Here is a 14,755-nt window from a genome sequence, read left to right as displayed (position 1 = left end):
AATCTCTTCTCATCTCATTTACTCGCATCTGCTCTTCATCCCTTCGCATCTCGTTTACTCGCATCTGCTCTTCATCCCTTCGCATCCCGTATCTGCTTCTAAGCTTTACCCTGTACAAAAATCCAGTAAAATGCTTGAATAGATTATCTCTCTTACGTTTATGAGCCTTGTTATGTCACAGCTTTTATCTGCTATCCCTCTCAACTCTTTATCTGGAGTCGGCGCAAAAGTCGCAGAGAAACTGGAAAAGGTTGGGCTTAACAATGTACAAGACCTACTGTTTCACCTACCACTACGCTATGAAGATCGAACGCGTATCTATCCAATAGTAAAACTGCACGCTGGCCTTTGGGCTGCGGTGCAAGGCAAGGTAATGCACGTCGATACTATTTTTGGTAAACGTAAGATGTTGGCGGTAAAGATCAGTGATGGGAATGGCACCATTACCCTACGCTTTTTCAACTTCACCGCCGGTATGAAGAATAACTTTGCCGAAGGCAAACAAGTCCATGCCTATGGTGAGATCAAGCGCGGTAATATGGGGCTTGAGATCGTCCACCCTGACTACAAATTCTTTGCACCAAGGCAGCAACCAGATGTTGAAGCTAACCTCACTCCAGTGTATCCAACCACTGAAGGACTAAGACAAGTCACGCTGCGCAATCTTACCGATCAAGCTCTAGAGTTAATCGACAAGGCCGCAGTTAATGAGCTTTTACCATCGGGATTATACGACCACCAAATTACCCTCGCACAAGCACTGCACACCATTCACAGACCGCCTCCAGGAATCGACCTAGAGCTGTTTGATGAAGGAAAACACCCTGCGCAACTGCGCCTGATTATGGAAGAGTTACTGGCTCAAAACCTGTCGATGTTGTCTGTTCGTAGCAAAGGGCAGCAAGACAAGGCAATGCCTTTTCCTCCGGTGAACACCCTCAAAGATAAGCTGTTAGCTCAGCTGCCATTCTCGCCAACCAACGCACAAGCACGAGTAACCAAAGAGATCGAAGCTGACCTTGAAAAGCCGCACCCTATGATGCGTTTAGTGCAAGGTGATGTGGGTTCAGGTAAAACCTTAGTCGCTGCACTGGCTGCAGTTCGCGCACTGGAACACGGTCAGCAAGTGGCACTGATGGCACCAACCGAACTATTGGCCGAACAACACGCGATTAACTTTGCGAACTGGTTTGAGGCAATGGGTATTCAAGTTGGATGGCTAGCAGGTAAGCTCAAAGGTAAGGCTCGTGAAACTGAACTAACACGTATTGCCAGCGGCGAAGCGCAAATGGTGGTGGGAACTCATGCGCTATTTCAAGAGCATGTCGAGTTCAACAACCTTGGTTTAGTGATCATTGATGAGCAACACCGATTTGGTGTCCACCAGCGATTGGAGCTGCGTGAAAAAGGCGCGAAGCAGGGTTATTACCCTCATCAACTTGTAATGACGGCAACACCAATTCCACGAACGCTGGCGATGACGGCCTATGCCGACCTTGAAACTTCTATTATTGATGAACTGCCACCGGGGCGGACCCCGATTCAAACCGTGGCGATTCCTGATACCAAGCGCGATGACATTGTTGAGCGTGTGAAAAATGCGTGTCTCAATGAAGGCAAACAAGCCTACTGGGTGTGTACGCTAATTGATGAATCGGAAGTATTAGAAGCACAAGCCGCTGCCGACACTGCAGAAGAGCTGCAACGCAAACTGCCCGACGTAAAAATTGGTTTGGTTCATGGCCGAATGAAACCCGCTGAGAAACAAGCGGTGATGCAGGAATTCAAAGAGAACAAACTGCACCTGTTAGTTGCTACAACCGTGATTGAAGTAGGTGTGGACGTACCGAATTCGAGCTTAATGATCATTGAGAACCCAGAGCGTCTTGGTCTAGCGCAACTGCACCAACTGCGTGGCCGTGTTGGCCGTGGTTCGGTCGCGAGCCATTGTGTACTGCTGTATCACTCTCCGCTGTCTAAAACGGCTCAGAAGCGCTTAGGGGTGCTTCGTGAAAGTAACGATGGCTTTGTTATTGCTCAGCGTGATTTAGAGATTCGTGGCCCCGGTGAATTGCTTGGCACTAAACAAACAGGCTTGGCTGATTTCAAGATTGCCGACTTAGTTCGTGACCAACGTTTGATACCTGAAGTGCAGCGTATCGCGCGTCATATTCACGATAGCTACCCAGACAATGCCAAGGCGATCATCAACCGCTGGCTAGGCGAGCGCGATGTTTACTCTAAGGCTTAATGAGCAAAATTAACATAATCTAAAACGTAAAAAGGCTTCCCGCAAGGAAGCCTTTTTGACATCAATGGTAGCTCAATACTCGAAGGTCTTTACCTATAAGCCAAGAGCGAGATTCCCTATTCGTTCGTTCCTCACGATAGGGAATGACGGTATTTTTCGTCATCCTCGAGAGGGAAGAATGACCGAGTCGGGGATCTCTAAGCCAAAACTCAACCGACTCGCCAAACCATTAAACTGATTTTAAGGCTTCACAGGAAAACTGATCTGCGCTTTTAAGCCACCTTCACTGCGGTTATTGACCACAACAGCACCTTGATGCTGACTGACAATACGTTTGACGATCGCTAAACCTAAGCCAGTACCTTCACTGCCACGAGCGGTATCACCACGCGTAAACGGTTCAAACAATTTACCCACTTGGTCTTGAGGGATCCCTGGGCCGTTATCTTCAACAGTTACCCAAGCCAGTTTATTATCGGCCGTCATCCCCGTCGAAACCTTCACCCAACCATTGCCGTAACGCAGTGCATTCACCACCAAGTTACTCACAGCACGCTTCATCGCAATCGGGTTACCTAATGCGGGTTTCATTGCTTCCGGAATGTCGGTTTCAATCTGTATCTCGTAGCCACCTTCTGAACTGGACACTTCACGGGCAATATCATCGACAAATACCGCTTGGAATGACTCTCGATCAACGGGCTTTAGGTAGTCCATAAACTGACTGATGATCTCGTTACACTCTTCAGTATCACTGATGATCCCTTCCGCTAAGTAGCTGTCTTCGGGCGACATCATTTCAGTGGCCAAGCGAATGCGGGTGAGTGGCGTACGTAAGTCATGACTGATACCCGCCATCAGCAGGGCTCTATCTTCTTCCAGTTCTTGAATGCCTTTCGACATCTGATTAAAGGCTCGGGTTACCGAGCGAATTTCTTGCGCACCTTGTACTGGTAATGGCGGTGGAATGTCGCCACGCCCTACCCCTTGCGCTGCTGTCTCTAACGCTATCAACGGACGATTTTGCAATCGGATAAACAGCCAACCACCAGCAACAATCAACATCGCCATGATCAAGCTATTACGAAATAGAGGTGCGAAGTCTTCTTCTTGAAGCTCTGATAGAGGTATGCGAATCAATGAGTTAGGCAACTGAGCGATGTCCATCCACAGCACGTAACTCTCTTTACCTAGAATCAGCCGAACTTCCGTTTCAGAGCCTAGCTCTTTGGTCATTTCCTCACTCATTAGGTCAATCGCCATCGCATGGTAATACTCGCCCGATGCTTCACTGTCTTTGGCGTGAACGGTCACCCCAAGTTGCTCAAGCACACGTTGGCGCAGTGGCGCATCGATTTCGATATCACTGCCTTGATCCAATACGAGGTTTAGCTCGTGAGCCAGAATCTTATTGAACTGCTGCAAACTTGGCATCAAGGCATAGTTGAACACGGCGTAATAAGAGAAAACTTGGCTAGCAACCAACAAGGTTAAGAAGAGCACTATCGACTGAGTAAAGGAGCTACGTATGCGCATAGGAGACCTAAAGTGAGGGATGATAAAGGGATATAGTGGGAACTATAGCTGTAAACCATTGTGCTGAATACAAAACGGGCCATCGCATATTAATGAGATGACCCGTAAATAAAGAATTCTGATTCACAGAATCGATCAAGCTGCTTTTGAGCTTATAAAGCTAGATTACACAGCTTTGCCATCTGGAACGAATACATAACCTAAGCCCCACACCGTTTGGATATAACGAGGTTTGCTTGGATCTTCTTCAACAAGACGACGCAGACGTGAGATCTGAACATCGATAGAACGTTCCATTGCTGAATATTCACGACCACGCGCCATGTTCATCAGCTTATCGCGAGACATTGGCTCACGAGCGTTAGTGACCAGTGACTTCAGAACCGCAAATTCACCTGAGGTAAGAGGCATAGGCTCTTCACCGCGGAACATTTCACGTGTACCTAGGTTTAGGCGGAACTCACCAAACTCAACCACAGACTCTTCTGTGCTTGGCGCGCCCGGTGCTTCAATCACTTGGCGACGCATTACCGCTTTGATACGAGCAAGCAGTTCACGTGGGTTAAATGGTTTTGGCAGGTAATCATCAGCACCCACTTCCAAACCCACAATGCGATCCACTTCGTCACCCTTTGCCGTCAGCATCAGGATTGGTAGCGAGTTATTTGCGTTTCTTAGACGGCGACAGATCGACAGACCGTCTTCGCCCGGCAACATTAAATCCAATACCATCAAGTGAAAATTTTCACGGGTTAACAGGCGGTCCATCTGCTCACTGTTTGCCACGCTACGCACTTGAAAGCCTTGCTCTGACAGATAGCGTTCTAACAGTGCACGTAAACGAGCATCGTCATCGACCACTAAAATTTTGTAGTTTTCTTGCATGTAATGGTTCCACCTATTAAAGCTTAAACCTGAGGTTAAGCATTCTTAGTACATTGTATATTGGTATAAGACATTAAAAATGTAACATTATTGGAGAAAAAGTCGCCTAAATAATTGTTAACGTATGTTGCCTTTCTATATATTCTATCTTAGATCATCATTTCATTAAGTCAGATTTATGAAAACCAAACTTATCACCCGAGAAGGTTATAACAAGCTCAAAGCAGAGCATGACCACTTATGGCACGAGAAGCGTCCTGAAATTACAAAGATAGTCACTTGGGCTGCCAGCCTTGGAGATCGTTCAGAAAACGCAGATTACACGTTCAATAAGCGTTTGCTTCGTCAGATTGATCGCCGAGTGCGTTTCCTACGCAAATTCCTACCAGATGTCACTATCGTGGATTACTCGCCACAACAAGAAGGTAAGGTATTTTTCGGTGCTTGGGTCGAGATTGAGAATGATGATGGGGAAATTAAGAAGTTTCGCATTGTAGGACCTGAAGAGATCTACGGTGATGCTAAAGGCTATATCTCTATCGACTCACCAATGGCTAGAGCTCTGCTCAAGAAAGAAGTGGATGATGAGTTTACGGTAACCACACCAGAAGGCGACAAAGAGTGGTTCATTAACGCGATTCACTACGTAGAAAGTTAACCATCCCGTCCCCCTGCTTGCCAACAGCAGCCAACAGAAGCTAAAGCACACGCTCTAAAATCACAAACGCCAGATAAAAGAAAACCCCGCTAGGCTTTCGCCTGACGGGGTTAAGTCTCTATCGCAGCAATCCGGCTACTGTTTATCTCTTCGAGATAAGGTGCTCCCTGCATCTTTCCTTGATAGTGGCTAAATCCTTTAACCAATTTCCTTTTTGTTCATCGCCATCCTAGCGGTGTCCATTCTAGCCTGTCATCCTGACTGGCGAATCTCATCCAGAGATTATAACTTCCATGCTGACCACTCATCCTAAGTAATCAAATCTTCATCCTGAAGATACCTAGTCCGTTAGGCTTTTTCCTGTTCCTGCCAACTCCCTGTCGACAAGTTAAATATTACGGTATTTGGGCAAGTTTCCTAGACAGTCTCAAAAAACATTTCAGGTAAGAAATACGCCCAAAAACACACAACCAATTAAAATCAGTAACTTAGATTCGTTTTAAGACGATTTCATCGATTTGAAGTGACTTAGTCGCACACCACGTGTGAGAGATCTCGCACAAAGTAGGTATCACAAACGGAAATTAGACTTCTGACAGGATAATTACACAGCCAAAGCTAGAAAAAGCGTACGCTCACCCCCATGTATTTGTCATGATATTAAATAAGAGATTCATCGGATGAGCCAAGCTATCTGTCGACTGATTGCTGAAGAACTAAATGTTCGTTCAGAGCAAGTCACCGCCGCAGTAAACCTAATTGACGACGGTAACACCGTTCCCTTTATTGCCCGCTACCGTAAAGAAGTCACGGGTGGCTTAGACGATACCCAACTACGCAACCTTGATAGTCGCCTTTCATACCTTCGCGAGCTCGACGATCGTCGCCAAACGATTCTGAAGTCGATTCAAGACCAAGGCAAGCTCACGCCAGAACTGGAGCGTGATATCACTCAAGCCGACAGCAAGACTCGCCTTGAAGATTTATACCTGCCATACAAACCAAAGCGTCGTACCAAAGGCCAAATCGCAATCGAAGCAGGTTTAGAGCCACTTGCCGATACACTTTGGAATGAACCACAGCACGATCCTGAAACCGAAGCCGCTAACTTCATCAGCAGCGATAAAGGCATTGCTGATACTAAAGCCGCACTCGATGGGGCACGTGCAATCGTGATGGAGCGTATTGCAGAAGACGCAAACCTACTTGAAAAGATTCGCCAACATCTAACACGCAACTCTGAGCTCGTTTCACGTGTCGTGGCAGGTAAAGAGCAAGCTGGCGAAAAGTTCAAAGACTACTTCGAACATAACGAAACGCTAAACAAAGTCCCTTCTCATCGCGCACTTGCAATGCTACGAGGCCGTAATGAAGGCTTCCTAACGCTGGCAATGAATGCTGACCCAGAGCAAGAAGAAGGTGTACGTGGTTCTTACTGCGAAAACATCATCTCTGATCACTACGGTATAACCCTGAGCAGCGCACCTGCAGATGCATGGCGTAAGCAAGTGATTAGCTGGGCATGGCGCATCAAGGTTTCGATGCACATGGAAACTGAGCTTATGGGCGCGATGAAAGAACGCGGTGAAATCGAAGCGATTGAAGTATTCGCAACCAACCTTAAAGACTTGTTGATGGCGGCACCTGCTGGCCCTCGTGCAACCTTGGGCTTGGATCCGGGTTTACGTACCGGTTCGAAAATCGCTGTTGTGGACTCAACCGGTAAAGTTCTAGCGACAGAAACTATTTACCCTCACCCACCGCAAAAGCAATACGACAAGTCAGCTCATGTTGTTGAACAGATGGTTCGTCAGTTCAACGTTGACCTGATTGCGATTGGTAACGGCACAGCTTCACGCGAAACCGACAGCTTCGTGGCTGATGTGATTAAGCGTGGCAACCTAACAGCACAGAAAATCATTGTTAGCGAAGCCGGCGCATCGGTTTATTCTGCTTCTGAGCTAGCGGCAAAAGAATTCCCGAATATGGATGTCTCGATTCGTGGTGCGGTGTCTATTGCGCGTCGTCTACAAGATCCACTGGCAGAACTTGTGAAGATTGACCCTAAATCGATCGGTGTGGGCCAATACCAACACGACGTTAGCCAAACTATGCTCGCTAAGCGCCTAGATGCGATTGTCGAAGACTGTGTAAACGCCGTAGGTGTTGATGTGAACACCGCGTCTGCCGCGCTACTTACTCGCGTAGCAGGCCTTTCTAGCACCATCGCTCAGAACATCGTGGATTTCCGTGATGAAAACGGTCGCTTTGAAGCCCGTACTACCTTGAAGAAAGTCGCTCGTTTAGGGCCAAAAGCCTTTGAACAGTGTGCTGGCTTCCTGCGTATCATGGATGGTAAGAACCCGCTAGACGCATCATCGGTTCACCCAGAAGCTTACCCATTGGTAAAAACCATCGCCGAGAAAAACCACAAAGACATCAAATCTCTGGTAGGTAACACAGACTTCTTACGTGGCTTACATGCGGTTGATTACACTAATGAGAATTTTGGTGTACCTACAGTAACCGACATCATCAAAGAGCTGGATAAACCGGGTCGAGATCCTCGTCCTGAGTTCAAGACTGCGACGTTCGCCGATGGCGTAAATAGCATGTCTGACTTGGAACCTGGCATGATCTTAGAAGGTGTGGTTTCAAACGTGGCAAACTTTGGTGCGTTCGTAGATATTGGTGTTCACCAAGACGGCTTGGTACACATTTCAGCGCTGACCGATCGCTTTGTCGCTGACCCACGTGAAGTGGTGAAAGCCGGTGATATCGTGAAAGTGAAGGTGATGGAAGTGGATGTTCAGCGTAAACGTATTGCACTAAGCATGCGCATGAAAGATGAACCTGGACAAGATAATCGAGCGCAACGTTCAAGTGCACCTCGTACGCAAAACCGACCAAATCAAAACTCACAAGGTGGACAACGCCGTCGTGAGGAGCCGCAACAAAACGCTGCGATGGGCGGTGCTTTCGCAGCTGCCTTTGCTAAAGCGAAGAAATAACTTTTGTTTTAACGAAGCAGCGGTTGAAACGTCAGTTTAATCTTCACCAGAACTGACGCCCCTAAAACAGAAAACCTGCATCCCTTAGGGTATGCAGGTTTTTTTATTATGTGTTCAAAAAAGACATCGAAGTTTGGTTGAGTCATAAGTTTTCGATTTATAACACAATCAGCATTTCTGATGGAGCATGAGGCGCAACAGCATGACCATAATGGTATTTTATGACCTTACGTCGTTTCTCCATCTGTCCCTCCTGGATCGCCGCATCTAAAACATGCTTTGGCAGGCGAAAACGCATGGTATAGCCTTTTCCTTGGTCGGCACTGTATGTCTTCAGTGCCAACAAGCTGAATAGCCTATCAAAAGGATCTTGAGGCTCTTCATGGCTAATCGAATTGGCTTCTGACTCATTATCCATTTCATAACCAGGATGGTCTGAAGGATCCCAAGCCGACTGCTGCCTTCGTTTATCGTCCGGTTTTACCTTTCGTTCTGCATTGGTTTTTGCCAATGCTACTGCGGGAGCGACAGGCTCTCGAACTCTATTATCACGCGCAACTTGCTCTGTTTGCACATTAACGGATGGGGCGATCAGTGGCACACTTACTGCAGTTGCAGGTGACACAATCATCGCGAACTCTCCTCAAGAATCGCCCATCACTATTGCTATAACACTGCTGTGCTGAGTTACACAACAGGCATAGCCCAAAACTTACCGCAATCAGCTCAGGAGAGAGTGAGGTCTGAGTATCATGCAACGCTTTGGTTATACCAATCGTAGTAAATAACTGCTCATCCTAGCTTGTTAAAATGCTCGATAACGGCGTTAGTATTTTTGATTGTAGAATAACTACTTATCAAAAAGCTCTGCCTTGTTCTCAAACCTTTTTCCTACGCTATCTTTGAACACTTACTTACTGTGATTGGTATTAGGTTATATATCGACCAAGTCAGCGATAAATTTAGCGATTATTTTTGCGCGAAGCTGATCAGTTCACTGCAGAAGGCATTTGCTTCGGTCATAAATGGTGCATGCGAGGACTGAGTAAAGATGTATTGCTCGGTATGAGGCAGTGCGGCACCCAAATCTTTGGCGACTTTTATTGGCACTAAACCATCCAGTCGACCATACAAACGCAGCATCGGTACTGAAAGCTGAGGTAATTGTTCACGTAGGTCGACATCAGACAGCATCTTTAAGCCAGCCAATAAAGAATCAGGGGTCGGCAATGGGCGTGAAAGCACCGCTTGCTTGAGTTGTTTAACATCTTGCCTTGCAGAAGGACTGCCCATGGCTTGCAGCGCCATAAAGCGTTCGATGGTGGTCTGAAAATCTTCAACCAGTTGCTCGGTGAATGCGGTTAATACGTTTGGCTGAATGCCTCGCCATAATACGGGTTCTTTTGCGGCGGCGAATTTAGGGGAGCTGGCGACAGTCACCAGTTTGCTCACGTAGTCTGAGTGATGGAGAGCCATGTGTGTTGCGACCAACCCACCCAGCGACCAACCCACCCAAATCGCTTGCTTAGGAGCGTCGACAATCAGTTGTTGAGCAATCTCTTCAAGATCTTGAGCGTGGCAATGCGCGCTATGCCCATACCCCGGTAAATCCACCACATGTACTCGAAAATCAGCTTCTAGTGCATTCACGGTTTGTTGCCATACCGCACCGTTCATTCCCCAGCCGTGGACCAGTACCAAATCGGGTCCTTGCCCTGAAACATGCCAATATAACGCGTCACTCATTCTCAATATTCCCTACTTATCTCATCCACCATCAAGGGTACGTTTCAGTATGGTGAGTAAAAAGAACACCACAACCCAAAAGCACTGCGAGCTATGTTATCTGATTGGCTACAAAAACACACACCACGGCTGGTCACACCTCAATGTCACCTGTGTAAATTGGATAAATCCCCCAATGATGCTCATCCGCGATGGTGTAATGATTGTCTTAATCTCTTCGAGCCAATGCCGCGCTGCCAGCGGTGTGGCTTAAAAACTCTCACTACCGTCGAACAATGTGGTCAGTGTTTATCTAAACCTCCACCGTGGCATCGTCTTTATTGTGTGGGCGATTACACCTTCCCAACCGCGCACTATATTCAGCAGATGAAGTATTCCGATAAATTTTGGTTTGCTCGCGATCTGTCGAAGTTGTTAGCCTCACGCATTGACCATCCAGCCCCGCTGATTGCCAGTGTCCCTTTACATTGGACTCGATACATTCAACGCAGCTTTAACCAAAGCCAGTTATTGGCGAACTATACCGCTCAAGAATTAGGGGTGAAAAGTGATGTATTGTTTCGGCGAAATCGCGCCACGCTTTCTCAACAAGGGTTAACCAAGTCTATAAGGTTGCGTAACCTGAATGGTGCTTTCACGCTTCTTCATCGCGATTTTGAAGCGACTGATTATCCTCACATTGCGATAATTGATGATGTTGTAACCACAGGCAGTACAGTGTATCAATTATGCCAATTACTACTTGAAGTGGGCGTGAAAAGGATTGATATTTACTGTATATGCCGCACTCCTGAGCCCTCTGGATAAATAGTGTGAATCACTACTTGTACAGCAATCCAACAAAAAAGGGCTGAATTACAAATCTGACAGGAGTAGAATGGCGCTAATAACCTACAAATCTACTCAGGTATTCGTCGTGTCAAATATTACTATTACAGAAACCGCTCAAACTCATTTTGCCAATCTGCTGTCACAGCAGCCTGAAGGTACAAACATTCGTGTGTTCGTGGTAAACCCAGGTACGCAAAACGCTGAGTGTGGTGTTTCTTACTGCCCAACAGATGCTATCGAAGCGTCTGACACAAAGCTTTCTTTTGAAGCTTTCTCTGCGTACGTAGATGAGCTAAGCCTACCATTCCTAGATGAAGCTGAAATTGACTTCGTTACAGACAAAATGGGCTCTCAACTTACACTTAAAGCGCCAAACGCGAAGATGCGTAAAGTATCAGACGATGCAACGTTGATAGAACGTGTTGAGTATGCAATCCAAACACAAGTGAACCCACAACTTGCTGGCCACGGCGGTCACGTTAGCCTAGTAGAGATCACTGAAGAAGGTGCTGCTATCGTTGCATTTGGCGGCGGTTGTAACGGTTGTTCTATGGTTGATGTAACACTTAAAGAAGGTATCGAGAAAGAACTTCTTCAACAATTCGAAGGTGAATTGACTGCCGTTCGTGATGCAACTGAGCACGATCGCGGTGAGCACTCTTACTACTAAGCACTTTACAACGAAGTGCTCCTACGACTAAGCACTCATACAGTCTTAGCCAGTAGAAAGTTAAAGATTCAATAAAAAGGTTGATGTGCAAGCATCAACCTTTTTTTGTGTTTAAAACAGCAGAGTACTTCCGAACCGTCTATTTCTCGTTCAATGGCAATAATAACGGGCGCGTTACCATTTGCAGTAAGGTATTCAAGTGATCGCAATCGGTTCCTGATTCAATAATTTCAGGATATGAAAACTAGGATCTAGGAACTCAACTCTATTTCCCCTATATTAGAATGACTTTATAAGAAAGAATTCCAATGAGCTAAGGAGCGAGCGCAATGACAAAAAGGACCAAGCCAGAAATTTTGGCTCAACAAACTGTCGCTCAATCAAAATTATTCTCTATCGAGTCCCTCGATTTACGCTTTTCCAACGGTGTAGAGCGTACCTACGAACGCATGAAGCCCAGCGGTCGCAACGCAGTAATGATGGTTCCGATTACTGAGCAAGGCGATATTCTGTTGGTGCGTGAATACGCTGCGGGTACTGAACGCTATGAACTCGGCTTCCCAAAAGGACTAATTGATCCCGGCGAACAACCAAATGAAGCTGCGGTTCGTGAACTAAAAGAAGAGATTGGCTTTGGCGCTAATAAACTCACGCCTTTAAAAGAAGTGATTCTCGCCCCCTCTTATTTCTCTAGCAAAATGACGCTGTTTATCGCAGAAGAACTCTATCCAGAGAAGCTAGAAGGTGATGAGCCAGAGCCACTAGACATTGTCCGCTGGCCACTTGCTCAAGCCGAAGAACTGTTAACGCATCTCGACTTCTGTGAGGCTCGCAGTATTACAGCTCTACTATTAGCCCTTCGTGTATTAAACAATAATTAGAACATTCAGGCTCACTCGAAGAGTAAGAGAATATTTATGCCAATAACAAAAGATTTGTCTCACCTCCTCCCTCCAGTCATTGAGATCGCTCGATCGGCTGGACAGCTCATCTTAGAGATCTATGAGAAAAAGGATTACGAAGAGTTCACCAAGAGTGATGACACTCCGGTCACCAGTGCCGACCTTGCAGCACATAAGCTGATATTAAAAAAACTCAGTGAATTGACGCCTGATATTCCCGTACTATCCGAAGAAGACGCCGACATCAGCCTAGAACAACGCTCTCAATGGGATCGTTACTGGTTGGTTGATCCGCTGGATGGTACGCAGGAGTTCATTGCAAGAAGTGGTGATTTCGCGACAATTATTGCCTTAATTGAGCATAACAAGCCGGTAATGGGCGTCGTGTACGCACCCGTTTCAGGTGTGAGCTATTACGCTTACAGTGGCAAAGGCGCTTGGAAGATCCCAGACCTTAATGACAGTGTGAAGATTAAGACACACCGCCATGAACTGCCAAACCAATCCATCGCGATGGCGATCAGTCGTCGCCAAGATATCAACCGCATCACTAACCGCATGAGCTCTGCTTGGAATTACGACTTAGTTCCTCTAGGTTCAGCAGCACTTAAGGCATGTTTAGTCGCAGAAGGTGCTGTGGATTGTTATCTACGTATTGGACCAACCGGAGAGTGGGATACAGCCGCAACCCAGTGCATTGTTGAAGAAGCCGGCGGTCGAATCCTAAGCACTCAATTAGAGCCGCTCTCTTACAATGAAAGGGATACTCTAGAGAATCCAAACTTCATTGTTCTTGGCGATGCCGACTTACCTTGGGCAGAAATCTTACAAGGTAAAGACTAAACTCGACGGCTTTGATCGTGGTTAAGCAGTTAAGCAGTTAAGCAGTTAAGCATTCAAACAAAATGGGCACCTCATTGAGGTGCCCATTTTTAATATCTCGTTATTTGATAACCAGTGAATGCTAATTCAGAAGTCGATACCGGGTTAAAAACGACCTTGGTAAGTAAACTGATATTTACCCTGGCTGTCAGGGTTGCCCAGCCACTTAAGCTGGCTCTGCATCGCTGATGGAAATTCAGATCCTGGCTTAAACCATGCCGCCGAGGTGTAGCTTTGATTTGGCGTTACGCTCGCAGAGAACTCACTGTCCACTTGCTCACTCTTCTGGATGCCTTTAGCTGCAATGGTGTTGTCTTCACAGGTAATATCCGCAATCACAGGACCGAGGTCTAATGAACCCACTGGCGAGTCGACAGCTGCACCAGACCAAGCAAGCGTACCTTCACCCGATTGGCACCAAGGCTGCGCATGAACCGCATGTTTGATCGTCAGTTCAACTTGTCCTGCAATAGAAACAGGTACTGGGATAGCCGGCGCATATTTCATCACGTTACTAGCTGGCATGGATGCGACTAAATTTTCCGCGTAAGCACCGCTCATGCTATATCCAACACGACCTTTACCGGATAAGTTCATATCGCTGTTACGACCAAAGCGAACCGCAAGCTCGGCTTTGGCTTGGAATAGTTTAGAGAACTGGAAGTCCCACTGCACTGAGCCGTAATTGACACGCTGCCACGCAATATTGTTAGCGCGACCTTGCCAAACGGTGCCCTCAACGCCTTCGATGCTTAAACCACGCACAGCGGGCGCATGCTTGAGAGCAAAAGCGGCAGGCAAATGCAGCAACAAGCTTACAGAGAAAAAAACGATAAAAATGACGCTGAATAACAGGCCATATTTGAAAGATAAACCGCGTTTCACATTAACCTCGTTTAAACTGTAGTCGGTTGATCTCAATAACCCCAGGGCTATCAGAGCGATCAATATCCATAAACTCAACCTCAACACCCTGCTTTTCTTTCAGGTATGTCAGCCAGTCAACGAACTTATTAAATGGCACAGGCTTAATCCACACTTGCAGCATCTCACCACGTGGTTGTACGCGTATCAGCTCGATGTTAAAACGGCGCATAGAAGCAGGCACAGATTGGTTCAAAGGCTGACTGGCACTGATGCCACCGCTGCCTCGTAGTTCAACGACTTGATTCGCTTTGTCCTTTACCCAAGCAAGAAGCTGCTTCTCACTTTGAATACGACTTTGTGCAAGTTCAGCTCGCTGACTGAGTGGCTGTAACAACCCCCAATAAACGACACCCAACACCAATAAAACTGAGCAGCCAACAACTAATCGCTGCTCTCTTTGACTTATTGAAGTCCACCACGCTTGGAGTGGTTCAATCATATTTCTCATCACTGATC

The 14,755-nt window shown here is 46.7% G+C and carries 13 protein-coding genes; 7 read left to right on the top strand and 6 right to left on the bottom strand.

Annotated elements, in window-relative coordinates; genetic code table 11:
• The first annotated feature begins 172 nt into the window (after positions 1-172).
• Positions 173-2,251 carry an ATP-dependent DNA helicase RecG gene (gene recG / locus OW495_RS12095; protein ID WP_009848005.1) on the top strand — a complete coding sequence of 693 codons (2,079 nt, stop codon included), beginning with the start codon at positions 173-175 and terminating at the stop codon, positions 2,249-2,251.
• 240 nt (positions 2,252-2,491) lie between these two features.
• Here recG and envZ read toward each other — a convergent pair whose 3' ends face one another.
• Together envZ and ompR are read right to left on the bottom strand one after the other, a co-directional pair.
• Positions 2,492-3,787, bottom strand: a complete 1,296-nt coding sequence (envZ, locus tag OW495_RS12090) for a two-component system sensor histidine kinase EnvZ (protein WP_017107875.1) — start codon at positions 3,785-3,787, stop codon at positions 2,492-2,494.
• Between the two features lie 165 nt (positions 3,788-3,952).
• Positions 3,953-4,672, bottom strand: a complete 720-nt coding sequence (gene ompR / locus OW495_RS12085) for a two-component system response regulator OmpR (protein ID WP_009848007.1) — start codon at positions 4,670-4,672, stop codon at positions 3,953-3,955.
• 178 nt (positions 4,673-4,850) lie between these two features.
• Here ompR and greB point away from each other — a divergent pair, with 178 nt between their 5' ends.
• Together greB and OW495_RS12075 are read left to right on the top strand one after the other, a co-directional pair.
• Positions 4,851-5,330 (top strand): transcription elongation factor GreB, encoded by a 480-nt coding sequence (gene greB, locus OW495_RS12080; protein WP_065113304.1) that lies wholly within the window; start codon positions 4,851-4,853, stop codon positions 5,328-5,330.
• Between the two features lie 680 nt (positions 5,331-6,010).
• A complete protein-coding gene (locus OW495_RS12075; RefSeq protein WP_102291901.1) occupies positions 6,011-8,341 on the top strand; it encodes a Tex family protein in 2,331 nt (776 codons plus the stop codon).
• A gap of 157 nt (positions 8,342-8,498) precedes the next feature.
• On the opposite strand, the gene OW495_RS12070 is transcribed toward OW495_RS12075, so the two are convergent.
• Entirely contained in the window at positions 8,499-8,972 is a 474-nt protein-coding gene (locus tag OW495_RS12070; RefSeq protein ID WP_017107878.1) for a hypothetical protein, read from the bottom strand.
• 338 nt (positions 8,973-9,310) lie between these two features.
• Positions 9,311-10,087, bottom strand: coding sequence for a pimeloyl-ACP methyl ester esterase BioH (gene bioH, locus OW495_RS12065; protein ID WP_102514270.1), 777 nt, complete (start codon positions 10,085-10,087; stop codon positions 9,311-9,313).
• 93 nt (positions 10,088-10,180) lie between these two features.
• Between bioH and OW495_RS12060 the strand changes: the two genes are divergently transcribed.
• From OW495_RS12060 to cysQ, 4 genes are all read left to right on the top strand, one after another.
• Complete coding sequence (locus OW495_RS12060) at positions 10,181-10,894, top strand: ComF family protein (RefSeq protein ID WP_170961294.1); 714 nt, start codon at positions 10,181-10,183, stop codon at positions 10,892-10,894.
• Positions 10,895-11,003: 109 nt separating this feature from the next.
• Positions 11,004-11,588, top strand: a complete 585-nt coding sequence (gene nfuA / locus OW495_RS12055; protein ID WP_009848013.1) for a Fe-S biogenesis protein NfuA — start codon at positions 11,004-11,006, stop codon at positions 11,586-11,588.
• A 329-nt stretch (positions 11,589-11,917) separates the two neighbouring features.
• On the top strand, positions 11,918-12,469 hold the full coding sequence (gene nudE / locus OW495_RS12050) for an ADP compounds hydrolase NudE (protein ID WP_065106065.1): 552 nt from the start codon (positions 11,918-11,920) through the stop codon (positions 12,467-12,469).
• Positions 12,470-12,505: 36 nt separating this feature from the next.
• A complete protein-coding gene (cysQ, locus tag OW495_RS12045; RefSeq protein ID WP_102437898.1) occupies positions 12,506-13,333 on the top strand; it encodes a 3'(2'),5'-bisphosphate nucleotidase CysQ in 828 nt (275 codons plus the stop codon).
• A gap of 144 nt (positions 13,334-13,477) precedes the next feature.
• On the opposite strand, the gene OW495_RS12040 is transcribed toward cysQ, so the two are convergent.
• Complete coding sequence (locus OW495_RS12040) at positions 13,478-14,257, bottom strand: type II secretion system protein N (RefSeq protein WP_102514269.1); 780 nt, start codon at positions 14,255-14,257, stop codon at positions 13,478-13,480.
• Between the two features lies 1 nt (position 14,258).
• Positions 14,259-14,747 (bottom strand): type II secretion system protein M, encoded by a 489-nt coding sequence (locus tag OW495_RS12035; RefSeq protein WP_102514268.1) that lies wholly within the window; start codon positions 14,745-14,747, stop codon positions 14,259-14,261.
• Positions 14,748-14,755 lie beyond the last annotated feature (8 nt).

It is taken from the genome of Vibrio sp. 14N.309.X.WAT.E.F5, from assembly GCF_030397615.1.
GTDB classification, from domain to species: Bacteria; Pseudomonadota; Gammaproteobacteria; order Enterobacterales; family Vibrionaceae; genus Vibrio; species Vibrio lentus.
The sequence above is the reverse complement of the archived record's forward strand: the minus strand, read 5'-3'. Positions and strand labels throughout refer to the sequence as shown.

Excerpts from the sequence above, each read along its gene's own strand:
- cysQ (WP_102437898.1), top strand. The coding sequence starts at position 12,506 with ATGCCAATAACAAAAGATTTGTCTCACCTCCTCCCTCCAGTCATTGAG.
- greB (WP_065113304.1), top strand. The coding sequence starts at position 4,851 with ATGAAAACCAAACTTATCACCCGAGAAGGTTATAACAAGCTCAAAGCA.
- recG (WP_009848005.1), top strand. The coding sequence starts at position 173 with ATGTCACAGCTTTTATCTGCTATCCCTCTCAACTCTTTATCTGGAGTC.
- envZ (WP_017107875.1), bottom strand. The coding sequence starts at position 3,787 with ATGCGCATACGTAGCTCCTTTACTCAGTCGATAGTGCTCTTCTTAACC.
- OW495_RS12060 (WP_170961294.1), top strand. The coding sequence starts at position 10,181 with ATGTTATCTGATTGGCTACAAAAACACACACCACGGCTGGTCACACCT.
- ompR (WP_009848007.1), bottom strand. The coding sequence starts at position 4,672 with ATGCAAGAAAACTACAAAATTTTAGTGGTCGATGACGATGCTCGTTTA.
- bioH (WP_102514270.1), bottom strand. The coding sequence starts at position 10,087 with ATGAGTGACGCGTTATATTGGCATGTTTCAGGGCAAGGACCCGATTTG.
- OW495_RS12075 (WP_102291901.1), top strand. The coding sequence starts at position 6,011 with ATGAGCCAAGCTATCTGTCGACTGATTGCTGAAGAACTAAATGTTCGT.
- OW495_RS12035 (WP_102514268.1), bottom strand. The coding sequence starts at position 14,747 with ATGAGAAATATGATTGAACCACTCCAAGCGTGGTGGACTTCAATAAGT.
- nudE (WP_065106065.1), top strand. The coding sequence starts at position 11,918 with ATGACAAAAAGGACCAAGCCAGAAATTTTGGCTCAACAAACTGTCGCT.
- OW495_RS12070 (WP_017107878.1), bottom strand. The coding sequence starts at position 8,972 with ATGATTGTGTCACCTGCAACTGCAGTAAGTGTGCCACTGATCGCCCCA.